This is a genomic window from Nonlabens sp. Hel1_33_55 (genome assembly GCF_900101765.1).
GTDB lineage: Bacteria > Bacteroidota > Bacteroidia > Flavobacteriales > Flavobacteriaceae > Nonlabens.
In genome coordinates, this window is sequence record NZ_LT627735.1 from 744,971 (window position 1) to 770,461 (window position 25,491).

At 38.6% G+C, this 25,491-nt stretch carries 17 protein-coding genes; 14 read left to right on the plus strand and 3 right to left on the minus strand.

What is annotated here, in order from left to right; genetic code table 11:
* Positions 1-12: 12 nt before the first annotated feature.
* From BLO34_RS03165 to BLO34_RS03230, 14 genes are all read left to right on the plus strand, one after another.
* On the plus strand, positions 13-1,812 hold the full coding sequence (locus BLO34_RS03165) for a T9SS type A sorting domain-containing protein (protein WP_090752521.1): 1,800 nt from the start codon (positions 13-15) through the stop codon (positions 1,810-1,812).
* A gap of 1 nt (position 1,813) precedes the next feature.
* On the plus strand, positions 1,814-3,259 hold the full coding sequence (locus BLO34_RS03170) for a sulfatase (RefSeq protein ID WP_090752523.1): 1,446 nt from the start codon (positions 1,814-1,816) through the stop codon (positions 3,257-3,259).
* The gene (locus BLO34_RS03175; RefSeq protein WP_090752525.1) at positions 3,259-5,001 is read left to right on the plus strand and encodes an endo-1,4-beta-xylanase; all 1,743 of its coding nucleotides are present in this window, start codon (positions 3,259-3,261) and stop codon (positions 4,999-5,001) included. Before BLO34_RS03170 ends, BLO34_RS03175 begins: the two co-directional genes overlap by 1 nt.
* A 21-nt stretch (positions 5,002-5,022) precedes the next feature.
* A complete protein-coding gene (locus tag BLO34_RS03180; protein WP_090752527.1) occupies positions 5,023-6,384 on the plus strand; it encodes a T9SS type A sorting domain-containing protein in 1,362 nt (453 codons plus the stop codon).
* A gap of 1 nt (position 6,385) precedes the next feature.
* Positions 6,386-8,053 carry a sulfatase gene (locus BLO34_RS03185; protein WP_090752529.1) on the plus strand — a complete coding sequence of 556 codons (1,668 nt, stop codon included), beginning with the start codon at positions 6,386-6,388 and terminating at the stop codon, positions 8,051-8,053.
* Between the two features lie 104 nt (positions 8,054-8,157).
* Entirely contained in the window at positions 8,158-9,813 is a 1,656-nt protein-coding gene (locus BLO34_RS03190; RefSeq protein WP_090752531.1) for a T9SS type A sorting domain-containing protein, read from the plus strand.
* A 38-nt stretch (positions 9,814-9,851) separates the two neighbouring features.
* Positions 9,852-11,306: a sulfatase gene (locus BLO34_RS03195; protein ID WP_157686644.1), complete on the plus strand. Its 1,455-nt coding sequence runs from the start codon at positions 9,852-9,854 to the stop codon at positions 11,304-11,306.
* A 34-nt stretch (positions 11,307-11,340) separates the two neighbouring features.
* Complete coding sequence (locus BLO34_RS03200) at positions 11,341-12,933, plus strand: sulfatase-like hydrolase/transferase (RefSeq protein WP_090752534.1); 1,593 nt, start codon at positions 11,341-11,343, stop codon at positions 12,931-12,933.
* A 155-nt stretch (positions 12,934-13,088) separates the two neighbouring features.
* Positions 13,089-14,816: a T9SS type A sorting domain-containing protein gene (locus tag BLO34_RS03205; RefSeq protein ID WP_157686646.1), complete on the plus strand. Its 1,728-nt coding sequence runs from the start codon at positions 13,089-13,091 to the stop codon at positions 14,814-14,816.
* Positions 14,813-15,676, plus strand: coding sequence for a sugar phosphate isomerase/epimerase family protein (locus tag BLO34_RS03210; protein ID WP_090752537.1), 864 nt, complete (start codon positions 14,813-14,815; stop codon positions 15,674-15,676). The genes BLO34_RS03205 and BLO34_RS03210 overlap by 4 nt, the downstream gene beginning before the upstream one ends.
* A 311-nt stretch (positions 15,677-15,987) precedes the next feature.
* Positions 15,988-16,344 carry a hypothetical protein gene (locus BLO34_RS03215; RefSeq protein WP_090752539.1) on the plus strand — a complete coding sequence of 119 codons (357 nt, stop codon included), beginning with the start codon at positions 15,988-15,990 and terminating at the stop codon, positions 16,342-16,344.
* 96 nt (positions 16,345-16,440) lie between these two features.
* Positions 16,441-19,353: a T9SS type A sorting domain-containing protein gene (locus BLO34_RS03220; RefSeq protein ID WP_090752540.1), complete on the plus strand. Its 2,913-nt coding sequence runs from the start codon at positions 16,441-16,443 to the stop codon at positions 19,351-19,353.
* Positions 19,354-19,370: 17 nt separating this feature from the next.
* Positions 19,371-20,564, plus strand: coding sequence for a T9SS type A sorting domain-containing protein (locus tag BLO34_RS03225; protein WP_090752542.1), 1,194 nt, complete (start codon positions 19,371-19,373; stop codon positions 20,562-20,564).
* 362 nt (positions 20,565-20,926) lie between these two features.
* On the plus strand, positions 20,927-21,115 hold the full coding sequence (locus BLO34_RS03230; RefSeq protein ID WP_090752543.1) for a hypothetical protein: 189 nt from the start codon (positions 20,927-20,929) through the stop codon (positions 21,113-21,115).
* Positions 21,116-21,655: 540 nt separating this feature from the next.
* Here BLO34_RS03230 and BLO34_RS03235 read toward each other — a convergent pair.
* The 3 genes from BLO34_RS03235 to BLO34_RS03245 all read right to left on the minus strand — a co-directional run bounded on the left by BLO34_RS03235 (position 21,656) and on the right by BLO34_RS03245 (position 25,376).
* Positions 21,656-22,741: a serine hydrolase domain-containing protein gene (locus tag BLO34_RS03235; protein ID WP_090752545.1), complete on the minus strand. Its 1,086-nt coding sequence runs from the start codon at positions 22,739-22,741 to the stop codon at positions 21,656-21,658.
* A gap of 236 nt (positions 22,742-22,977) precedes the next feature.
* A complete protein-coding gene (locus BLO34_RS03240) occupies positions 22,978-23,682 on the minus strand; it encodes a LytR/AlgR family response regulator transcription factor (RefSeq protein WP_090752546.1) in 705 nt (234 codons plus the stop codon).
* 2 nt (positions 23,683-23,684) lie between these two features.
* On the minus strand, positions 23,685-25,376 hold the full coding sequence (locus tag BLO34_RS03245) for a histidine kinase (protein ID WP_090752548.1): 1,692 nt from the start codon (positions 25,374-25,376) through the stop codon (positions 23,685-23,687).
* Between the last annotated feature and the right edge of the window lie 115 nt (positions 25,377-25,491).

Genomic DNA, 25,491 nt, shown 5'->3' on the forward strand with positions numbered 1-25,491 from the left:
GAATAACCGACTATGAATTATACGGCTACTAATAGGAGAACAATATTCTTCATAGCTCTAGTGTCGTTGACACTAACGAGCAACGCCCAGGTCGTTGCTAGTCTGAATACGAATGTAAGTGAGAAATCCAATGTCGATTTTGGATTCAATAGAAGATCTGATAGGCCTGTTTTTTTTGGAACTGATTCATTTATATCATTACTAGAAGACCTCAATCCAGATATCATAAGATATCCAGGTGGAACACAGGCAAACTATTGGGACTGGCGTACCGGTCAATTTTTAGAGAACACAGATAAACCAACTGGAAATCAGGAAATGGTTACCATTCCAGATTTTGTAAGTACTATTCCTGAAAGAACTAAAGCGATTTATGTCATCAACCTAGCTAGGCCTACTCCCGCAACGGGAATTCCAGTGACTGCGAGTGAAGCGGTTTTAAAAAGTGAGAAAACGCTTGATGCTAAGATTCTTGACATGATCGATGCTATCGATGAATTTACTGCTCAAGGCAAAACACCGTACGCTATTGAATTAGGTAATGAATTCTATTTTGGGAATGAAGAATCAGGCATTTTTGAAACCGTTGAAAGAAATGGCCTGTGGTACTCTGGTTTCAATCCTGCAACACAAGAGCCTTATGAATCCACGAATAAAAAAGAAGCTATAGAAATAAGTGCTTCGTTTTATGTGGAGCAGTGTCAAAAGGTAGTTGCTGCTATTAAAGCAGACTATCCAGATATTAAAATAGCAATTATCAATACTAAAAGTGGAAATGGTCGTAGTGCGAGAGAGAGCTGGAACAATACGGTTAACGATGAGTTACTAAATAATCCTGACTATGCCCAGCTGGCAACGCAGATTGATGCGGTTACACAACATCATTATCTTAATGATGAATATGGAAATCAAATGGTAATCAATGATCTCCCTTCCGCGGAAGTTGCTATTGCAGAAGGTATTCAATATCCCATTGATAAGAATCCAGACTACAATATGGTTCCTAATCCGTATCAGTTATGGATCACGGAATATGGTGCTACAAAAAATAATGCTAACGAGACATGGGCATCAGGCGTGAGATACGCTGCTTTACTTTACAGCTGGCTCACCAGAGGCGATAAGATAGGACAACTTCATTATCATCATTTGACAGATGAAAATGTCATCAACAACGACGGTACATTGAGACTTGCTCCCATAGGTATAGCCGCAAAAACCGTAGCAGAAGCCAGTGCGGGAATGGACACCTTTCAACAAATCGAATTTGAAAATAATCCTATTGCTGATAGCGGTTTTCCAGCGTTGTATGGTCTCAAATTCAGAGATGGGAGCCGTGAAAAATTACTGATCATCAACATCGGTCGTAGAAATATCAATCCGATAGATATTAGTGCTCTATTTGATAACGAGGGAACTATCACTCAGACAAGACATCATTCCAACGAACCTTTCGTATTTGGAGTGGCAGACGGAGATTCAAATATTGTCTCAAATACCTCGGTAGTTGACGACCAGATCAACATTAGGAAGTTTTCGGTTAATGTGTTAGAGGCTAGTGGAACGTTGAGTAGTTCGTCTGCAAACATTAGATCAGTAGGATTGTTTCCCAATCCTGCATCAGATATATTGAATATTGAAACTCCCGCAGTAATACAATCCATTACTATTTATGGACTGGATGGAAAACTGATTCGAGCAGAGTTGACAACTGAAAAATCTTTAAATGTACAGTCATTGTCAAATGGTCTTTATATTATCAAGTTAACAACAAACAATGGCACCGAATCCATTCCATTTCTAAAAAATTAATATGAACTTGCTGTCAAATATTCATAAACAGGTTTTCTACTTACAGGTTCTAGCTTTGATTCTATTATTGACTGCATCCTGTTCCAGCAAAATACAGGATAAGAATACAAGCGAGCTCGTTACTTCCAGCGCTACAGTAAAACCCAACATCCTTATCCTACACGTAGACGATCTAGGTTATCACGATTTAAGCATCAACGGGTCAAAAATTTATCAAACTCCCATTATTGATCAGTTGGCTAGGGAAAGCGTTCGATTCACTAATGCCTATGCAAACTATCCGCGCTGTGTGCCTTCACGTTATGCGATGTTGACAGGTAATTATCCAGTGCAGGATGGCGATGTTCCAGATGATAGCTTCTCCATAGACCATCTGGAAGATGATAAGAATTACATCAAAGCCATTGATGATGCCGGTTATCAAACAGCTTATTTCGGCAAGTATCATCTGGGAGAAAGCCCGACAGATCTTGGCTTTGATACCAGCGTAGCCGCTGGTCACGCGGGATCGCCCATTTCCTATATTGCTCCCTTTAATGTGAATAAGCGTAAATGGGAGTCGAATAAGGATCCTATACTGGATCTCGATGCCATCGCAAAACCAGGCGAATATCTAACTGACGTGCTTACCAGCCAGACCATTGACTACATCAAGAATAGAGATTCACAACAACCTTTTATGGCGATGCTGGCGTTTTACAATGTCCACCAACCGTTTGAGGCAAAGGAAGAAGATATTAAGCGCAACCGTAAGGAAATCAAAGATTTTGATTACGGCAATACTCTAGAATACATCAAAGAAGGGACCGGCCGTACTAAAATGCGTCAGGATAATGCAACCTATGCCGCAATGGTTGAAAATACCGACGAGAACATTGGCAGGATTCTGGATATGTTGAAAATAGAAGGTCTTCTAAATAACACCATTATCATATTTTCCAGCGATCACGGTGGTTTAAGTAATGATGGGACTAAGGAGAGACAGTTGGCAACATCTAACTATCCGTTGCGGGCTGGAAAAGGCCATTTGTATGAAGGTGGTATCAAGGTGCCATTTTTCGTGAAGGCAAATGATCTGGAACCACGTGATGAAAACAGCCTCGTTATGTTGATGGATGTGTTCCCTACGCTGGCAAACCTTACAAGCAACAAACAACCTGTTGCCGCTGGACAGAATATGTTACCTGTATGGTACGATCAAGAAAACTGGAACGACCGTACGGTATTCTGGCACAGTTCAAAGGCACGACCGGTAAATACGGGAGACACAAAATCTTCTGCCGTGCGACAGGGCAAGTACAAACTGATCCACTGGTACGAGGAAGACCGCAAGGAACTGTACAATATGGAGGCAGATCCTGGAGAGCAAAATGATTTGAGCGGCACGATGCCAGATGTGGTTGTTACGCTTTCGCGAAAGCTGACTAATTGGAAAAAAACGTTTTAATGAAAAATAGTATCAATTTAATCCTACTTTGTTTCACGACTGCACTTGCGGTTGCCCAAGAAATTCCAGTAGGAGTAGAACTCATCGATTCCAGCCGGTTGGAATATGTGCAATGTATGTCTGATCAAGGCGAGGTTTTATTCAGAGATGGAGATGAGCCTATTCTTGAATTCAAAACTCTGGAACAAGCCCGATTCATCTATAAGCTGAATTCCAGTCTTCCAGTGGAAAAGCAAAAAATCAATAAGGAAACACCAGTTTTATTGTCTTTTGAAGCCAGAACCAGCGAGAGCAGCGAGGAAACCGGCGAGGCCAAAGTACTCGTGCAACTGCGCCAGTCTGATAGTTTTAAGGATAACCTGGACAGAACCCTTAATCTGGGCTCTACTTGGAAAACGTATTATATACCGTTTGAAACTACCCAAAAGGTTCCGGCAGATGATTTGGGTGTTTCATTACAATATGGCTTTGCACCGCAGGCTTTTCAAATGAAGAACATTTCATTTCAGGTTTTTGATAAAGATATCAATATAGCAGACCTACCTCAAACCGAAATTACTTATACAGGAATGGCACCTGATGCAGAATGGCGCGAGACTGCCAATAAGCGTATCGAGCGATTGAGACAATCAGATTTCAACATCACCGTCTTGAAAGATGGCAAGCCCACAAAAAATGCCCAGATAGAGGTGGAGCTGGTCAAGCACGCTTTCCCATTTGGTGCTGCGATGCAAGGTGATGATATTCTAGACAATCCCGAACAATATGAATTGTTTAAGAATGCCTTTAATTTAACAGTGCTGGCAAATGACTTGAAAATTAAGAGATGGTCTAACAAGAGCAAACGTAAAAAAACTCTAAAGGTGATTGACAAATTGAGAGACGACAACATCACCGTCAAAGGTCACGTATTGATGTGGCCAGGATTTCAGTACAATTCTGACGAGGTAAAGGCTAACAAAGACAACCCAGAGAAAGTAAAAGAACTGGTGCGCAAGCATATGTGGTCCATACTGGATGCAACAGAAGGAAAGATTTCCCATTGGGATGTGGTCAATGAGGCCTACACCAATAGGGACTTCCAGAACCTGATGGGTGGCGAGGAGTTTTTATACGAGGCTTTTAAAATTGCCAGGAACAAAGCGCCACGTTCTACACGTTTTGTCAATGAATATGGAATCATTAGTAAAGGTGGTATCGACACTCAGAAACAGCAATGGTATTACGACTATATCAAACGAGTAGATGAAAACGAACCAGGTGCCATCCAGGGAATAGGAATCCAGTCCCATATGGGAACAGATCTAACGCCGCCAGAACGTGTTCTGGAAATATTGAGTTATTACGCAACTCTGGGTAAACCCATCAGTATTTCAGAATTTACAATGGACGAGACCGATCCTGTTGTGCGTGAGCAATACACGAGGGATTTTATGATTGCAGCGTTCTCACATCCCAACGTCGCCGAATTTATGTTCTGGGGATTTCAGGAAGATGGTCGCGGCAAGGTAGATATCTATGAGAAAGACGGTTCCATAGGCGAGATGGGAAAAGCTTATTTCTCTTTAGTTCACGACGCTTGGAAAACCAGAGCCTCAATGAATTTAGGTAAAAAAGATGTCTTGGAAGGCCGTGGCTTTCACGGATTGTATTCTTATAAAGTGATGGTCGATGGTAAGGAAAGCACAGGCTATTTTGAAGTAAAGAATCAAAAGGATAACGATATTGAAATTGAGTTATAGTTTAAGCCTAAAAACCTCTAGATGAGATTTATCCTGACTTTATTATCTCTTGCTATTAGTACCATTGTCTTTGCGCAAAAAAGCACTGGTATTGTAAAGCTTGAATACTTTAGAGATAGTATTGTTTCAATGCAAAAGCACTATGGAGCTGACGGAAAGCTGGACAGCCTTAAAACCTTTTACAAGTCGGGTAATATCGATGAAGTTTTCTACTACAAAGATTCGAAAATAGACGGTGTATGTTTAAAGTACGCAACGGATGGAAAGAAACTCACAACTTGGGTTTTTGAAGAAGGATTATTAGTTGACCACATCACTCACAGACTAGAGTACAATCTTAAAAATAAACAAAGAATTGAAAGTGCTTCAAACCGCTTAGAGGAATTGAATAACAAATCTAAGCGCGAAAAATTAAGCATGAATGAACTAATTCAAAGGGCGGACTTAAGATTCACTCTCAATTATAATATTCTAGCATTAGAGACTTACTTGAGAGTTGTGCGCTCACTGCATCCTGAGAAGACACATCCAAAAGTAAAAAGTAGATTTTTTGATAGAATAGCCGCTATTTATGCCAGCTATGAAATGGATAATTGGGCTTTGCATTATAGACATAAAGCTGTAATAGCATCACCAGAGGACACTCGACTCTTATATAATCTAGGAGCTAATCTATATGAAGTAAAGGCCTATCGATTGTCCATTAACTATTTAGGTGAGGTAAAAAAGAAGTGGAAAAACCATCCGTTTTCTAATTGGCTCTTGGCCGCGATGCATACCGATCTTGAGGAATACGAGAAAGCGTTTGAATATGTAAACCTAGCTTTTAAAAAGGAAGAAAACCTTGATAAATACAGTTCAAATAAAGCTGAGAATGACCTGAGAACGATTAGAGGTTTGCTTTATCACAAGCTGGGAGAATCTGAAAAAGGTATTGCAGATCTAGAAAATGCACTGAGTATCAATGAAAACAATTCGAGGGCTTATAGAAATCTGGGAGTTATTTATCACAATATGGGTCAGTTTAATACCGCCTGTACACTTCTTGAAAAAGCTCAGGAATTGGGTTATAGCGAGAAACACGATCAAGATGATTTAGAATTTTATTTGGAGCAATCCTGCTCAGGGAATTCATCCATAGAAATACAAAGCTTGGCAAAAAAACCATTCATATACCCGAATCCTGTCATTGATATTCTGAACGTCAAAAATCTTGATGAGGCTAATTTCCAGTTTGACCTATATGACTACAACCGTCAATTAGTGAAAAGTGGAACAGGAAACGGTTCATCAATCAATATGACTGGCCTTGAGTCAGGTCTTTATATTTTAAAAATCTATGCAAAGGATGAAGTTCACACCTTTAAAATTATAAAATCATAAAATGAAATTTTTACAATTAACTACGATTCTCCTTTTAATTGTCAGCTGCAAGTCCAAAAAGGAGGTCGCTACGGTTCCAACTGTAAAACCTAACATTTTATGGATCGTTTGTGAAGATATAAGTCCTATGCTTTCCTTTTATGGAGATTCAACTGCACAAACTCCAGTATTGGATCAATTGGCTAGTGAGAGTATGGTGTATGACAATGCGTTTGCAGTGGTAGGTGTTTGCGGTCCCAGTCGTAGCTCTATCATTACGGGAATGTATCCAACAGCGATTGGTACCCAGCATATGCGTACGGGAACCGATATCACAAGTTGGGGTAAGCGCGTTTATAAAAAAGAAACAGGTAGATATGATCTAGAGAATCAGGAAATAATTCAATATTCTGCTGTGATACCAGAATATGTCAAGGCTTTTCCAGAGTACATGCGTAAGGCGGGATATTACACTACCAACAACGACAAAACTGATTACCAATTTGCCGCACCAGTTACGGTTTGGGATCAGAATGATAAAAACGCACACTGGCGCAATCGTCCAGATGGAGAACCATTTTTCTCGGTTTTTAATTTTAATGTGACGCACGAGAGCATGATTTGGAAAAATGCAGAAAAGCCACAAACAGTAGATCCAGCAACAGTTCCATTACCTGCTTATTTTCAAGACACGCCATCTTCCAGAAATGACGTGGCCAGAGTCTATAGCAACATAGAATTATTGGATCAACAAGTAGGAGAGTTGTTGCAGCAATTGAAGGACGATGGATTGTACGACGATACCATCATCTTTTTCTACAGCGACCATGGCGGTCCATTACCACGGCAGAAGCGTGAGATCTATGACAGCGGCTTGAAGGTTCCGTTCATGGTCAAGGATCTACGCGGTACTAGCGGTCGCAGCGATCAAGTGGTTTCATTTGTGGATCTTGCGCCCACGGTTTTGAATATTGCCAGCGTTACGATTCCAGAACACATTCAGGGGCGCACCTTTTTAGGTCCACAGATGGAGCCAGAACGCACGGTTGCCTTTGCGACGAGCGATAGATTTGATGGAGTTACAGATCGCAGTCGTGCAGCACGCAATGAGAGGTTTCTCTACATTGAACACGATTTCCCTGAAAAAATGTGGTACAAGGATATTGATTATCGCAAACAAGTACCGATGATGGAAGAGATGTTACGCTTTCGCGAAAGCGGAAAACTCAACAGCATCCAGCAACAATGGTTTACCGATAAGCAAAAAACCGAATTGTACGATTGCATTGCAGATCCAGAAAACTTAGTCAATCTAGCTGGCGATCCCAACTATGCCAAAGAACAAATGGAGCTGATGCTTGAACTGCAATATTTTAGGAGGTTGCATAAGGACCGCGGCCTAGAACCAGAGGCATCGATGATTGCATCAATGTGGCCTGGCTTTGAACAACCAGTAACTATGCCCGTACAAGTGAAAGTCCAAAATGGTAAGGCCATACTGTCAAGTCCCACAACAAGTGCATCCATAGGTTACGTTTTATCAAATGAGCCGTTGAAAAACCTAGACCTCAATAGCGGCTGGAACGTATATCATAAGCCACTGACAGTGGAAAAAGGTCAATACCTATACACGATGGCGCAACGAATAGGTTTAGCCGAAAGTGAGGTTGGGACTAACATCATTCCGTAGTTTTAATTTGGATTTTACGAAGTGTTTGAATGTTGACCTCTTTTGATTATGAGTGAACCATATGTAATTAGAAAATGGCCTAATTTGTAGAAACAAAACCAGTTATGAGATTTTTCCTTTTCACTCTTATTTGTTTCATTTCATCAACGCTTGCTGCTCAAGATATTTTTGTCGCCACAAATGGTAATGATAACACTGGCGATGGCAGAATGAATAATCCATACAGAACCATCAATTTTGCAGCAGATCAGGCCTTTCCAGGTTCGACGATTCAAATACGTGGCGGAACATATAGAAACTCACAATTCAACGACGGCGACATTTGGGAAGGAGACAACGTTGCTAATTTGAGCCTCAATGGAACTGCGAACGAGTACATCACCATCCAACCTTACAATGATGAAGATGTTGTTATTGAATTTGATGCTACCTATGGATTTATTCTAAGAAATTCCTCGTATGTTAGAGTAAAAGGTTTGACTTTCAAGGGGATTAGTGATCAAATAACACTGACCGAGGCAGAAAATGCTTGGGGACTTTACAAAGATGCCAGCGGTACCCTTCACGATTTGCAGCAAGAAATGGGTATCGATATTTCTGATCCTACTTTGATTGGAACCCAGCGGGATAAACCTGCTACACCCAATGCGGACAAACCTAGTTATTACAACGGTCGTGCACTGGTAGCTAATAGTTCACACCACATTGAATTCATTGATAATATTGTTAGAGATGTACCATCAGCAGCCATACGTGCGCAGCAAAGCGATTATATATTGATATCTGGGAACAAAGTTTATGGTAACACGTTTTATACGACCCAAGGAGTCGGTGCTATTACAGTTGCAGAAGCTACGGTACCTAATGGCGATGCTTCTAACGAGATCAAAATCATCATTGAGAAAAATGAAGTGTACGGTAATGAGAATCGACTGATTTCCTGGAATCCCAACAAGTCATTTGTCAAGTTTGAAATAGATGAAGGTACCGGTATTTTCCTTACGCGAAACAACGATACCTATGCAAATGGTCGAATGCTAATCGCGAACAATCTATCTTACCAGAACGGCGCAAGCGGTATAGTGTGCCACTTTACTGATAACGCAATTATTGCTCATAATACGGTTTACGATAATGCTACAACCAATACAGGTGATGCTGGCGGGATAGGAGTGAATAATTCTGACACTGTTACCATCATCAACAATATTACCTGGTCCAAATCAGATAAATGGGCGTTGGGAATATTGGCAAACCCAGTAACTAACCTAACCGTGTCCAACAATATAATTTTCAACGATCAAGGCCAAGAAAATGCGAGTAGAAATATTTCCAATGGCTGGGTGGAAGAGAACCCGTTATTTATGGAAGCATCCAATTTTGATTTTGAGCTCGAGTCTGATTCACCTGCGGTTGATGCCGGATCAGATCAGCCCGCCCAAACAGAAGACTTTAACGGTAATCCACGCAATGATGGATTTCCCGACATAGGTGCTTTTGAAAAAAGTGCAACCGCTGGTATCGATGGTGTTTATTCAAATATCATTCAACCGTATCCTAATCCGTTCAAGGAAAAATTCAACGTGAGAATACCAAATTCCAACCAAAAAATTAAGCTTTACAATCAAGCAGGTCAAGAAATTGAAATAAAGACTAACGCTCTTCAAAATTCTACTGTAGAAATCAAAACATCGTCCCTTCCAATTGGCATTTACTTTTTACAAATGGGTAGTGAAATGACAAAAATGATCAAAATTTGAATTGGGAAATTAGATTCAACATTGTGTTGAAGCCTCTGGTGAGCATTTTATTAGCACTAATTACAATAAGCTGTCATTACAAACAGAGCGATCAAATTGAGGTAGAAAACTCTAAACCCAACGTCTTATTACTGTATATGGATGATCTGCGTCCTGAGTTGGGAACTTACGGTGCAAAACAAATCATCTCACCCAACATAGACGCGCTAGCTGCGAACGGTATGCAATTCAATAATGCCTATTGTAACGTTCCGGTCTGTGGAGCCTCTCGCGCCAGTATGCTCACTGGAATGTTGCCTACGAGAAGTAGATTTCTTAATTACGACACCTTTGTGGAACAGGAAACGCCACAGGCGATTACATTGCCGCAGCTGTTCAAAAACAATGGTTACAAGACTATTTCCAATGGTAAGATCTATCACCATCTGGACGATAGGGAAAGTGATTGGGATGAAGTTTATAGACCTTATGCATTTGATGACAATGATATAAATCTATTACCAACCGATTACTGGCAGTCTCTATGGAAGGATTATCAAAAACCTGATAATGTTGCGGAATATAATGCTTCTAACACCGGTCCAGCATATGAAAGTGCTCGCGTTGCAGACTCCACTTACATCGATGGACTGATGACTGAAAAGGTCATTAGAGATATTAAAAAGCTGAAAACTTCCAACAAACCATTCTTTCTTACTGCTGGTTTTATAAGTCCGCATTTGCCGTTTAACGCTCCAGAGAAATATTGGGATCTTTATGATCGTGAAGAAGTCAAACAGCCTGAGAACTACAATTACATTCCGCGGGATGCACCTGAAATGAGCATCAGCAACTGGCCAGAGATGCGTGCCTATTCCAACATCCCCAAACAGGGACAGGTAAGCGATAGTCTTGCCACTGACTTGATCCATGGCTACTATGCTACCGTGAGTTATACGGATGCGCTGATAGGGAAGATTCTGGACGAGCTCAAAGCCTCTGGACTGGATCAAAACACAATAGTAATTCTAGTTTCTGACCACGGTTATAATCTGCAGGAACATACACAGTGGGCAAAATTTACGAACTACAAGACTTCCACAAAAGTGCCGTTCATCATTAGCTATCCCGGTATGGAAAACCGTGGTGATCAAACAAATGCACTGACAGACCTAGTCGATATCTACCCGACAATAGCAAAATTGTGTAACTTGGAAATCCCTAAAGATCAACTAGACGGCGTGAGTCTATTGCCGGTCTTGAAAAACCCTCAATTGGCTGGCAAACCTCAGGTTTTGATCAAAAAAGGTAACGGTTATACCATGCAGACCAACAGATACAGCTACACAGAATTTCTGAAACAGGACAGCGATGACACGATTGCAACAATGCTTTATGACCATCAAACAGATCCTGAAGAGAACGTGAATGTGAGTGGAAAGTCCGCTTTCGCGAAAGCGGAACAAAAATTGAAAAGCACATTACATGAAACTTATTGTGAGAACATAAAATAAACCAGGATAACACGAGATTCTTAAAGCTTAACCTATGAAACCCTTTTACTATTTTCTTTTGGCAGTGTTGGTTGGTTCCAATGCAGCCACTGCTCAGAATACAGATTCCACAAAGCCTAATATACTATTGCTTTTTGTAGATGATTTAAGGAATAGCCTAGGTGCCTACGGCGACGAGCAGGCCATTACACCTAATATGGATGCGCTGGCAGAAAAAGGCGTGACCTTTAGAAATCATATGGTGCAGTATGCAGTTTGTGGACCTTCCAGAGCCGCTATTGTCACGGGATTGATGCCAGAGGAAACAGGCGTGATAGGGTTCAAGCCCATCAGGAAAAAGCTGCCTAACGTGACTTTCCTGCCAGAATACTTTAGAAACAATGGATACACAACGGCTGGAGCAGGAAAAATTCACGATCCACGCACGGTAGGAGATGGTGAGCGTGGCGATGGTGATGACGTCAAGTCATGGAGCATCTCATATGAGGCGCCTAAAGGTGCTTACAACAACAGAAAGAATGCCCTCGATTTTCAAGAGAAACCGGACGAGGATTACGTGGACGGAATCATCAGAATGCAGGGAATTGATTTGATGAAGCAAGTAGCCCAGAAGGACGAGCCCTTTTTTCTAGCTATAGGTTTCAAGAAACCTCACGAACCTTTTGTAGCGCCCAAAAAATATTGGGATATGTACGAGGACACAGAATTTGAGCCCGCTGCTAATCAAAATGCACCCATAGGACGTGATGACCTCAAAACCCATATCCTGAATGGAAAGGACGTTAAGGCTCAGATCAATCCAGAAACAGGATTGATCAATGAGGATTTCCAGCGAGAGCTCAAACGAGGCTACTATGCCTGTACCACCTTTGTCGATGCGCAGATAGGCATGGTCATGGAGGAACTGGAAAAGCAAGGTGTGGCTGACAACACGATTGTTGTTTTATGGGGCGATCACGGTTTGTTCCTGGGTGAGCACGGCCGCTGGAACAAGCATTCCAACCTGGAAGTAGCATCTGCATCGCCATTGATCATCGTTGATCCCAGAAATGAAGATGCTCAAGGTGAGAGTTTTTCCGCAGTTTCATCCGTAGATCTTTATCCTACTTTGTGTGAATTGGCTGGATTGCCCGTTCCAGAACAACCTAAAAATAAAAACAGTACAGATGGTAGGTCCATCAAAGGTCGTAGTCTGGTGCCTATTCTCAATGATACAGATGCAGAGGTAAAAATAGGAGCCATTACTGTTTATCGCGGCCAGCGCGGCTTGGGGTACGGATACCGTATGAAGGGCAACCTGCGCTATATCGAATGGGTCAAGAATGGTCAGGATAATTTTTATGAACTCTACGATTATGAGCGCGATCCCAACGAGACCAGAAACCTAGCGGTTGTAGAGCGAGAGATCTATGAGCCGTTGCTACATAAATTTTCCAGAAATATCAGAGCGATGGGTGAAGGCGATGGATGTCTGGCGCTGCTCAAAACTGAACCTTATGAAATGTCGCGTAAAAACAAGGATAAGACCTTAGTTAGGGATGCAGATGGTGATGGCATTCCAGATGACCAGGAAGGTGCAGGCGATGCAGATGGAGATGGTATTCCTAATTATCTGGATAAGGACTAAGCTGTCTCTTTAGCTATCATTGCTTCGTTAAACGATACAGTTTGACGCTTATAGACACATTTATACGGTGATTGACAATAATCAAACCTGCTAGGTCGATGAGTAAACCTCTTGTCGATCTGGTGTATATATATTTGAGACTTAGATTTCAACTTATGAGAAACTTTACTTTTTTAATGTTGCTGTTGATGTGTTCCGCTTTCGCGAAAGCGCAAATCAATTATTACGTATCACAAGAAAACGGCAGCAATGTTAACAACGGTCTTACTGCAGCCACGCCTTTCAAAAACATCGATGATGCCACAGACATCGCTGGACCAGGAGATACCATTTTTCTGATGGGTGAATTTACTAACCGTAGTTACTATCCCAACTACTCTTATAGCGGCGATATCAATGATCCACATCTGTGGCATCAGGAAAATACGGTCAGGATCAATGAATTGAACGGATCTGCCAGTGGATACATCACCATCACTTCCTTTGACGAGAATACCGTACTGAAAGGCGATGGAGCCAATATCCTGCGCATCACAAATTCTTCCTACCTACGTATTACCGATCTAAAAATCACTGGTGAGGTAGAAAACATCCCATTAAGTACCGCAGAAGCACTCCAATTTCTCTATCGCGAGGAAAATAGTAACAACTCACTGTATCGCGTACAACCTGGAACTAGCGATGAGGAAATTGGAAACATGAGTTTTCCAGAGCTGAACAACGTCTCGAGACCATCCTATACAGATACTAGAGGTCTGTTTTTCAGTAACGTTCATCACGTCGATATTTTGCGAAACAGCATCACACTAGTGCCAGGTAATGGCTTGAGAGTGGCAAACTGTGATTACATCAACATCAAAGACAATGAGGTTGCAAACACCTCGCGAAAATCATATTCTGGTACACATGGTCTCGTGGTAACAAAAGCAGATAGCGGCAACGATACGAGCGATGATTACCGCATTTTTATAGAACGTAATACAATACACCATAACTACAATGAAATCTATTCCTGGGCTCCAGATAAAACCGTGATCACACCTCTTATTGATGAAGGCAAGGGAATCTCCCTGCAACGCAATGATATCGATGATAACGGTACACCCAATAATCCCAACGATGATACTGGATGGACTCACGGCCGTATTTTAATTGCCAATAATCTGTGTTATTTCAACGGTTTTAGTGGTGTGCATTCCAACGCTGGAACGCGTATCGATATGATTAACAATACGTGTTACTTCAACTCATACACAAAATCCATTTATCTCAACGAACCATCTGACAATGGTGGAAACATCGGGATAAGTATTCAAGGAGGTAGCGATTTTAAAATCATCAACAATATTTCCATCATTGATAGCGAGCAGAACAAAAGCGCCATTGCTATTAATGCAGATGATGTTCTGATCAAGGATAATATCATTTATGGCACGAATGGACCTATCGATACAAATGCTGCAACGGTAGAAGTAGAGCAGAACACTAGAATGGTGGATCCCATGTTTACAGATCCAGAAAATTTTGACTTTACATTACAGTCTGATTCACCGGCACTTGATACGGCAGATCCTGCCTTTGCGCCAGAGGATGATTTTAATCAATTTTCCAGAGATGAAACTCCAGATTTGGGTGCACTGGAATTTGGCACCACAGCTGGGATTGAGGAAATCGAGAGAGTTATAGCAGTATACCCAAATCCCGCGACAGATTTCATCAAATGGAGAAGTGTTAATCCAGTTGAACAGGTCGCTCTTTACAATCTAGCAGGACAACAGCTTAACGTGAAGCGATCAAATAATAGCATTGACGTCAGCAATTTATCTACAGGAATGTATGTATTGGTAGTGGATGGGACTACGAGATCCATCATAAAGCAATGATACGCCACTGTTTACTACTGGTCACTGCTTTACTCTCGCTAGTTTCCTGTAAAACAAAGCAGCTAGCCCAGCATTCCAACCCTTTTGATAAGTCAAACCTAATACCTTGGTCCATCGTTGCATTTGACAGCCTGGAACGAACACCGGCGCAACGCGTTGCAATGATTAAAAGATTGGGGTTTGATCAGTACGCTTTTGGCGGTAGGCAGCAACACATTGATAGGATGGTAGAGGAGATTCAGATGGCCCGAGCTAACGATATCAAAATACCAGCGGTATGGCTGTATCTCAATCACAACAAGGACACCGTAGGGAAATTGAAGCCCATGAGTGAGCAGGTGTTTGCAGCCTTACGGGAAACCGGCTTGCAGACAGAGATTTGGGTAGGTTTTCATCCAGAGTATTTTGATGGAGATAGTGATGATATCGCTTTCGCGAAAGCGGAACAAATGATACGCTACCTTGCACAACGAGCGGACAGTGTTAACTGTAAACTCGCTCTGTACAACCACGGCGGCTGGTACGGTAAGGCCAGAAACCAACTGGAGATCATTAAACGTATCCCAGAATATGACATAAACGTAGTATACAACTTCCACCACGCTCACGATGACTTGTCCAACTATGAGTCCAACATTGACCTATTATTGCCCTATTTGAGTTGTGTCAACTTAAACGGTATGAAAGCGGATGGCCCCAAAATCATGACAATAGGAGACGGTGATCTGGAAGAAAAGATGATTCAATATTTGTTTCAGAAAGGATATAAAGGTCCCTTTGGGATTTTGGGACATGTTAAAGGCGGTGATCCGGAGCGTATCTTGATGGAGAATTTTAGAGGCCTATCCAGCTTGCGTTAAATTCTTGATCATCATTAATTGATGAAATGACCACCTTTCATTTTTCTATTTCAGGTTCATTTTTATTAGTAATTTATTCACTGTAAAATAAATATTTGTAAGCCATCAGCTAGAGATTTGCAATGACTGCTGAAATTTCGTACGTTTAAATCGTACAATCGATAGTAGTTACGATCTTATGATTATGAGCGGGTTTCACGATAAACAAACCCTATCTGACATTTAATGAACCCTTTTGTTTTACGAATTACTCAATTTTACCACAACTTAACTACGATGTTGTGATACTACAACGTTATAAATTGAACATTATGAAAAATACATTATTGATACTTGCTTTTATGATAGGTGCTGGAACTTTTGCAAATGCACAGAATAAGAAGATGCAGATGAAGATGCAGGAGAAAGCAATGGAACAGGTAACAGAATTAAATGAGGCACTCACATCACAAGGTGAGGAGTTTGCATTAACTGCAGAGCAGATGGATAAGATTAAAGAGATAGAGTACAACAAATTTATTGGTACCAGAAAAATCAATAAGAACGAGAGCCTATCTGACGATGAATCAAAAGAACAGAAAAAAGCTTTAAGAAAGGCAAGTCGCAAAGAGGTAAATGATATCCTGACTAAGGAACAACGCAAAGCCTGGAGAGCCAGTAAAGACTAATACTTAATCAATCTGCCTTAACAATAAATGTCAGGGCAGATTATCTTAAACCATAATTAACTAGATTTCAATAAAAGGAACCACACACTCAATAATATGAAACAATTTCTACTCTCCGTTTTAATCATTCTCCCGCTGGCACTAACAGCTCAATCTTTTGAGTTTAACAACTCTGCAGATGGATGGTCAGCAAATAATGCGACACTTACTACCAATGCCAATAGCATCACGCTGACTCTTACTGCTGGTCAAAATGCTCAACTTGAGACAACAACTGCTGGAATTGACGCCGCTGCAAATTCTATAATGGCAATTAGAATCCGAAATTCTGCAGAAACGTCTGTATTGAAAGTTAGATCAGAACGATTAGAAACTACCGGTAATCGTTTTACCCCATTTGATGTGGAACCATACAATTTCGCATACACTACCTATTTCTTTGATCTAGATAATTCTGAATGGGATAACAATGATACGCCTGGTACTACTCAAAATAACATTGTCATACTGTTTAGAGGTCCTGGAGATACAGTCAATAGTACGGATGGTAGTGTGGAAATTGATCGTATAGCATTTATACCTAGAGCAGAGCGTGAAGACTTTACTTTTGAAACTGATGGAATAGATGAGGGATGGAATGGTCAGGCTGGGAGCGATATTTTGATATCTAATGGTGTTTTAGCTTGGGATATTAGTGAAACGACTGGTGACAATCCTCGCCTAGCACAAACAAAATTTTCCATTGATGCGTTAAATGCTCAGTACGTTCATATCGTATTGCGCAATAATACACCTGACAATCAGTTGCGTTTGAATTTCACCAACAGTGACAGTAATAATGGAGGTCGCAATATAGCGATGGATCCAGACGATGGTTCTGGAACACCACCCTTTCAAGTGTTGAATGATCAAGTAAGTAATAACGCAAACTGGACTGGTATAATCGATGTCTACAACTTTGTTTCTAGAGATAACACGGCTACTAATAATAACAGTAATAAATCTGGTACAATTGAGATTGAACGAATTGTTTTTGACAATAACCCTACGCTAGAACAACCTTATATTTATACAGCTACAGGTTGGGAACCTACTGATCCTTCTGGAACAACAGTAAGTGCCGCGAGCAATATATACGTGAGAAGTAGCCTAACTCTTAGCGGTGACTTATCATTTCAAAACCTATATGGATCAGAGGCAGCAACCATTAATCTGGGAGCGAACACACTAAATGCAGAACGTGATATCAACATAAGAGGATCGTTGACGGCAGATGAAGGTTCCATCTTATTAAGCGGTACAGAGCAACAATCAATCAAAACTCCCGATTTTACCTTAGAAAATTTGGAGGTAGACAATGCAGCTGGTGCGGTTTTAAATGCAAACCTAAATTTAGATGGGGTTTTAACATTGACAAACGGTGCGTTGACCACTCAACCTAGCACAACGCCAGTTGGTGTGCTGACTTTTAAAAGTACTGAGGGTAAAAGCGCCGTGATCGACCAGGTGGTTTCAGGTAGTATTAATGGACCTGTTACTGTAGAACAGTTTTTTCCTGCTTCAACGGGCCGCGCATATAGATTTGTATCTGCTCCTGTAAATTTTGACGGGTCTATAACTGATAATTGGCAACAAGGCGGTCTTGTGGAAGGAGAAGTAGGATTTGAACCAAACGTGGGTACCCAAATAACTGGAGGCCCTGAATCAGAAGGCTACGATCAATCCGTGACAAACGCACCATCACTATTCACATTTGACAATTCTTACACAGTGGCTGCTGATGCATGGCAAGCCGTAATCTCAGATAATGGTAATGATTTGAACGCAATATCTCCTCAAGCGGGAGATGCCTATAGAATTTTCATTAGAGGTGATCGTACTATTGATCTCACTTCAAATACAGACACGCCTACGGATACAAAACTTAAAGCTCAAGGAACAATTGTGACTGGTACATACCCAGCAACTGCTATACCTCTTGCTGGACCAGATAGGTTTGCTTTAGTAGGTAACCCTTACCAAGCAAAAATTAGTGCACAAGCACTTCTTGAAGACCCAGAAAACACAAATGTTGTTAGAACATCTTTTTGGCAATGGGATCCCACAATAGAACAATACGGTCTTTTCACTTTCGAAGGAGTATCAACGCTGCCTATGGGATCAATTTTAGATGGTGACGTAAGTCCTGGCCAGTCCTTTTTCGTTACATCTGATAATACTGGTAATGGAGAGTTAAGATTTAAGGAGACGTATAAAGTTGATGCAGGCAAGAACAATGTCAATACTAAAAACTTTGCTGTTAATTCCCAATTAACCATCAACCTTTCAACTCAGGAACAACTAGCTGCTGGAAAGGCTAATGATGTAGCCGTTGCCAGATTTGATGATCAATTCAGTAATGATTTCAACGACGAGGATACTGCGAAGTTTTTTGCAAATACTCACAGTCTTGCTTGGGAAAATAATGGTGAATTTTATATCGTGAATAGAGCTAGCCAACCACAAGAAGGCGATAAATTCAATTTGAATGTATTTGTGGGCGAGACCGCAGATTATGGATTTACCATCGATGTACCGGCACTGGATAATATCAACGCGTTCTTTTATGACAATCTAGATGAAAGTTATACTGCTTTACCTTCATCTGAATCTACGCTAGTGATGAAAAATATTGATGTATCAGATGATGAGTCAGCTGCGGCAGATAGATTTCAGGTTGTGTTTAGCAAGTCTACCTTGGGAGTTGATGACGAGTCCGCTTTCGCGAAAGCGATATCACTTTATCCAAACCCTGTAACTAATAGCAATATCTCTATTAAAGGCCTTCCTGCAAGTAATGATATTGATCTATCCCTTTATAATATATCTGGACAGTTGCTTTTTGAAAGAACCTCTCAAAATTCTTCATCACTTCAAAATCTACAATTACCCAACCTAAGCGCTGGAGTATACGTAATGAATATCACTAGTGGTGATAACGAAGCAAATCTTAAACTAATAATCCAATAACTCAAAAATTATCAATTATGAAGAAAATTACTTTAGCCCTATTATTTATGTTACCATGTGCCATGGTAGCACAAACGACCTTTGATTTCACAAATTCCAATGAAGGATTTGAGGCCATTGAGGGTACATTGACTCCTGGAGAGACTGCGTCAATTTTAGAATTGAATACGACAGATGATACCAATACCAGTATTGAAAATTTGAATGCTGGTATCAATTCAGATGATTCGAGCTTTGCTGTTATAACGCTTAAAAACAATTCAAATAATGAGTATTTAAGATTCAGCTACCCTAGACCTGGCGATACTGAAGGTAGAAGAGCCTTTAGAAATCAAGTCATAACTTCAAATGACTCAGAATTTCAAACTTACATCGTTGACTTGACAGGTCAATTTTATACTGGTATAGTAGATGACATACAGGTTACAATTAAATTAGACGCCAACACTAATTCTGATGCTAGTGGTGGAACTATTGAGATTGACCAGATTGAATTTACCAATAACCCTCCAACGATCGTAAGAAACGACTACGCATTTGATACTGATGGTGATGTTGAAGGCTGGAATGGTAGTGGAGGTGTAAATGCAAGTGCATCTAACGGCGCTTTAGTAGTAGATTTTACAGGAGCTAACAATAATGGTAGAATCAATCAGGATACCTACGGAATCAATGCAGATCTAGGTGATTTTCTTCACGTAGTAGTTATAAATAATTCTGCCAATGATGAAATTCGTATTTCTTATCCAAATACTGAACCAGACGGTGGGAACTTTGTTTTCAGAACAGCCCCTATCGACCCTAACTCTGCAGAAACTCAAGTCATTGATATAGACGTTTCTAGCGCAAGCTGGAGTGGTCTTGTAGAAAATTTTAGATTACAGTTGCGAGAAAGCGGTGGTGGTACACTTCCCGCTGGTAATGCTGAAATTGATCGCATTGTCTTTGACAACAATGAAACGCTATCCTTTGATAGAACGCAAAACTTTGTAGCTGGGCTATACCCAAATCCTGTTGTTGATGTGTTATATTTTAATACAGAGGATGTATTGAAGAGTGTTGCCATATACAACATGAATGGTCAAAAAGTACTTGAAGTGATACCAACTAACAATTCGGTTGATGTTAGCGGACTTTCCACTGGTGTTTACATTACAACCATAGTGGATGAGAATGATAATTCCCTAAGTAAGAAGTTCATTATTAAATAGTGATACTGACTCCCTAAACCTGAATACTTTTAGTGTTCAGGTTTTAAATTAAGTAGGATGATATTGAAAAGTGTTTCAACTATAATCGCTAAGAAGTTGAAATTGATGTTTAAGTTGTGACTTTGATCATTGAGCACATCAAGCACTTAAATTACACTTGATTTCACTCAAATATTTTCATTTGTAACTGTAAATACTGTGGATCCTAAGTCATCCAGAAAGTTGAACTTTTCAAATTAAAAAACATTTGAATTTTGACTTTACGCTTATTCTAGAAGACTTTCAAGTAAACCTAGATGTTTCAAAATCTTTAAACTAATTAGAACTTCCCTTTAGTGGGATATATACTTAAATCAAATATTATGAATAAAAAATTCTTACTATTACTCTTGGCAATAATGCTTACTGTGGGAACCGCAGTTGCACAAGGTGGCCCACCTGATTTTGATAATACAGATCCAGAGGCTCCCGCTGCACCAATTCCAGGATTGATACTTGTCGCTGGTGTAGCTTTGGCATTAGGAATTCGCTATAACAGGAATAACGATTAAATAATCTCCAAACAATTAGATCTTAAATTAAGATAAACTCAATCGGTTACTAAAGTAATTTTGTCATTTCGACAAATAGATTTAGGACTACTTTTGATTTTTGAGAATGTTTGCTTTAGAAAATCAATCTGTTTATTTGCCGATGCAGAATGTTCAAAGCTTTGATATTGCTGATGGTTCAGTACTTTAGGTGTAGCATAGGTGTACAATTTGATATTATAAGTGTTAACACATGATTGACATTAGTCAATACTTCATCGCGATCTATTTGCATTAAAGAACTTGTTCATCAAAATTTGTTATTTGTATATCCACAATTATACATATTTGTAAATACATAAAACTAATTATTTTGAGCTCAATAAACTCAAGGTAAAGGTAAGATTAAAGAAGTAAAATTTAAACTGACTCATATTTGAAAAGCTTTGACAGAACTAACTAAGCAAATTTACTGCGGCGGATTTAGCAGCTAATTTTCAAAGACTTCATGATTGGGTGAAATCATATTTTTCAAAATTTTCATTTGAAATTGCAATTACTTTATAATCGCTTTCCCGCAAGAAGTACTTTAAAAAAATTAATTACCATCGATGCTCCACTTTCTGAACTACTATCCATATTTGACAAAACAATAACAGTGTATTTATCCTTGGTAAAATCCATCAATTCACAATGTACTCCATACCATCCTCCACTCTGGCCTTGTATAGTTTGATTATAGCGTGTATCCACATCTACACCGTAACCTAGATATGTGTTTTGACCTTTAACTTTAGGCTCAAACATTAATTCAACAGTTTCAGTTTTTAGTAGCGTCCCATCTGTTAATTTTTTTGAAAAATTATATAAGTCTTCTGCGGTAGAATAGTGGAACCCACCTGGTGAGGCCTTAGACAGATAGCTGTCGTTTTTTGTAAGTATTTCTGCATCCCCAAACATTGAAGAATAACCACTTGCTTTATTTGAGATTACGTCATCAACATTGTGCTCTCTAGTATTTAACATACCAGAAGGAATAAATACGTTATCATTGACATAATCATAATAATTTTGACCACTTACTTCTTCTATTATTAGACCAAGGATTACATAGCCAGAAGCACTATAGTTATATTGTACTCCGGGCTTTGACAATAAGGGTTCGTCTGAAAAAAGAGGAACAAAATCTGAAATAGAATCATATTTTGTATTGCTCAATTCTTCAGCATACGAAACATAGAAATTATTTAGTCCAGATGTGTGAGATAATAATTGATGAATCGTAACAGAATCACGCACGATTTTCTTTGGGTAGTTTGGTAGATACTTTTTTATAGGCACATTTAAATCAATTTTATCCTGTTCAAAAAGTTTTAAAGTGGCTACGGCTGTTATCATTTTTGAGATAGACGCTATATTAAATTTAGTATCAATTTTGTTTTTAACGTTATACTCTATACTAGCAAGACCGTATGCTCTTTTTTCAACTATACTATCTTTATGAGCAACAAGAATTGTTCCTGAGAATTGTTCTGGTTTTAAATCATTTAAAAAAGTCTTGATTTTTTCGGTCTTGTTTTGCCCACTGACAAAAGTATATGAAAGCAAAAAAACTAGAAGTAATAAAATATTAATGATTCTATTCATTTGATTTTGGTTTAGATTAGGTAGTTTTTTACTAAAAATTATTATTGGTACTGAAACCCCTGAAATTTAGTAATAAGGTTTTAGTTTTTGTTTTAAACAGCTTTTTCAGCAACTAATTATTTCAAACATATTCTTCTTATTAACTCTTTTGTGCACACTAACAGATTATCGTTAGAGTCCGATAAAGACATCAGAACCATAGTTACTCAAACCTATAAGCCAATTATAATGTTCAATTAATTATTGAAGAATTTTTTCTTTATTTCTTTATATCTAGTGCGACCCACTGGAAGCCTATCCTCATTATTAAGTTCTATCGAGTATTGACTTCCTGTGCTTATTAAAATTGTGTTTATTTCATTCAATTTTACTAGATAAGATTTATGAGTTCTAACAAATGAGTGAGGTAACAGTTGAGATAAACTCTCTAAAGATTTATCGTGTAATTCCTTATTACCATTTATTAAAAAAACTTCGGTATAAACACCTGCTCCTTTAAAATAAATCACCTCGCTTATATCGATTAATTTAATTTCACCTCGTTTTTTTATAGCTAAAAATTTTATTTTTTCATCATCAACATAATTGCTCCTCGATATCCTATTAAATGCTTTGAAAAGTCGTATTTCATTAAACGGCTTAGGGATAAAATCAATTACTTCTAATTCAAAAGCTCTCAACGCTTGTTCTTTATTGGCAGATATTACAATTGTATGAAATTGATCCGCTGAGAGATTTTTTAAAAGATTAAAACCATCTTCACCATTTAGGTTTAGATCTAATAACACTAAATCAAACGTATAATCCTTTATTAAAGTTTTAGCATCTAATAACGACTGGGCAGAGGTAATAAATTCTAAACTATCGGAAAAGAAAGCTTTTGCCATTTTTTCAACACGATTTGCTATTCTTATTTCATCTTCTACAATTAATATTTTCATAGCTATGGATTGATTATAATTTTATCCATCCATCCATCTTTATTTTCTTTAGAAGTAAATAACCAGCTATCTTTATAACTTTCCTTTAATCTTGCTTTTACATATTTATGTCCAGTACCCTCAAAATTTATGTTTTTCGGTTCCCTGATTTGAGCCATTGTGCTAAAATTATATACTGTTTTTTCTTTGTCAGAGTAGATTTTTAAGTAAAAACGCATTTCATTATTACTATTAGGTTTGCAATGAGTAATACTATTTTCTAATAGTGTATGAATCACACCTGGTGGAATCTTTTGAGAAAAATTTTTATCAACACCTTCATCACTCCATATGTAATTTACTTCCTTACGGAATCTCATTATATCAATAAGACTTTTACACAAGTTAATTTCTTTCTGTATTGGTATTAAAGCCTGATTTTCTACCTCATTTAAAATGTTAAATTCTTCAGCTAAAGCTTCAATAAACATTACACCCTTTTTAGGAGATTCTTCTATCCAATCAATTAGTGATGTCAGCGTGTTTAATAAAAAATGAGGCTGAATACTTTTCTTTAAAAGTTCTAATTTTAATCTTGAAGATTCAATAAGAGAATTTTCATAGGCTATTCTTTGCTCTTTTGCTCTTATAGATAAAATATAATACATTAGTAAGAGGACTATGGTGAAACTCACGAAAAGACTGATATCATAAATAGATATTTGATACACTACAAAACTCACAATCAGTCCAGCAAGCATCAAATAAGATCCTTGTCTCTTTTTAGAAATCGCGTAAATGATAATTACTATTGAAGAAAGCCACATTAATTGACCCAATCTTAGATTTATCTTATCGTACTGATTGTAATATATTATAGCAGTTACAACCAAAATACTCAAATAAGATAATGCCAATACATTTTTATTTTTTAATCTAAATTGTACTGAAAAATAGTAGGGTATTAAAAAGGCAATCAGAATATTAAGCAAACCTATAATCCTTAAACGCGTATAAAAATTAGTATAATGAATCGCTGTATAAAACTTTGAATATTCAAAAATAATTAGAATGAAAAAAAGTATGGAAGAAAGCCCAAATAGCAAATTTTCTTTATTGCTTTGATTATTTAGAAATAAAATAGAAAAATATATACCAGTAATTAAGAAACAGCCCGCTAGTATATTAATAAACAACACCAAAAGCAGTCGCTCGTTGAGATTGTTTTGATACTCTATAACTTCTACCACAACATCTCTTTGTAAATCGTTTTCAAAGAATTGAGAGAAACGAAAAGCTAATAGATGATTTCCTTTGCTAGCTAAAGAATTTGGAATAATAAACTTTTTAAGAGTAGAGCTATCACTTTTCTCTCCTTTCTCTGCTCCTGGCTTACCGTTTGTCCCTATAAGAATTCCATCCCAATAAACTTCATAATCGCCAAAAGCACCAATTATCATTTCAAAAGGCTCAAAGCTAGAACTACTCTCGTTTAAAATAATTTTTTTCCTTGCATAAAAAATTTTATTATCTACTGGTTCGGACCAACTATTTGCCCATTTAGAATCGTTAAAATCTTTTTTTTGCCAGTCCGGATTATCACCAATTTTATATACAGTTTCTGATGTACTAAAAAGATTTTGCGTAAGATGACCTTCATCCCTTGTGCACGAAATAAAGCATAGAAAACTTAAAATGGTTACAGTTATTTTCATCCAGAACAAAAGTAATCATACTTATTTGATAGATAATGCTGTTTGAAAAGCAATAGAGTTGTTTACAAGATTGATATAAGTTCTTGCATAGAATATCTTTTAATTTGTAATGTAT

Bases quoted from the DNA above. Each gene is read 5' to 3' on its own strand.
- BLO34_RS03215 (WP_090752539.1), top strand. From the start codon at position 15,988: ATGAAAAATACATTATTGATACTTGCTTTTATGATAGGTGCTGGAACT.
- BLO34_RS03185 (WP_090752529.1), top strand. From the start codon at position 6,386: ATGAAATTTTTACAATTAACTACGATTCTCCTTTTAATTGTCAGCTGC.
- BLO34_RS03170 (WP_090752523.1), top strand. From the start codon at position 1,814: ATGAACTTGCTGTCAAATATTCATAAACAGGTTTTCTACTTACAGGTT.
- BLO34_RS03205 (WP_157686646.1), top strand. From the start codon at position 13,089: ATGAGAAACTTTACTTTTTTAATGTTGCTGTTGATGTGTTCCGCTTTC.
- BLO34_RS03165 (WP_090752521.1), top strand. From the start codon at position 13: ATGAATTATACGGCTACTAATAGGAGAACAATATTCTTCATAGCTCTA.
- BLO34_RS03180 (WP_090752527.1), top strand. From the start codon at position 5,023: ATGAGATTTATCCTGACTTTATTATCTCTTGCTATTAGTACCATTGTC.
- BLO34_RS03175 (WP_090752525.1), top strand. From the start codon at position 3,259: ATGAAAAATAGTATCAATTTAATCCTACTTTGTTTCACGACTGCACTT.
- BLO34_RS03235 (WP_090752545.1), bottom strand. From the start codon at position 22,741: ATGAATAGAATCATTAATATTTTATTACTTCTAGTTTTTTTGCTTTCA.
- BLO34_RS03240 (WP_090752546.1), bottom strand. From the start codon at position 23,682: ATGAAAATATTAATTGTAGAAGATGAAATAAGAATAGCAAATCGTGTT.
- BLO34_RS03200 (WP_090752534.1), top strand. From the start codon at position 11,341: ATGAAACCCTTTTACTATTTTCTTTTGGCAGTGTTGGTTGGTTCCAAT.
- BLO34_RS03220 (WP_090752540.1), top strand. From the start codon at position 16,441: ATGAAACAATTTCTACTCTCCGTTTTAATCATTCTCCCGCTGGCACTA.
- BLO34_RS03210 (WP_090752537.1), top strand. From the start codon at position 14,813: ATGATACGCCACTGTTTACTACTGGTCACTGCTTTACTCTCGCTAGTT.
- BLO34_RS03245 (WP_090752548.1), bottom strand. From the start codon at position 25,376: ATGAAAATAACTGTAACCATTTTAAGTTTTCTATGCTTTATTTCGTGC.
- BLO34_RS03190 (WP_090752531.1), top strand. From the start codon at position 8,158: ATGAGATTTTTCCTTTTCACTCTTATTTGTTTCATTTCATCAACGCTT.
- BLO34_RS03230 (WP_090752543.1), top strand. From the start codon at position 20,927: ATGAATAAAAAATTCTTACTATTACTCTTGGCAATAATGCTTACTGTG.
- BLO34_RS03225 (WP_090752542.1), top strand. From the start codon at position 19,371: ATGAAGAAAATTACTTTAGCCCTATTATTTATGTTACCATGTGCCATG.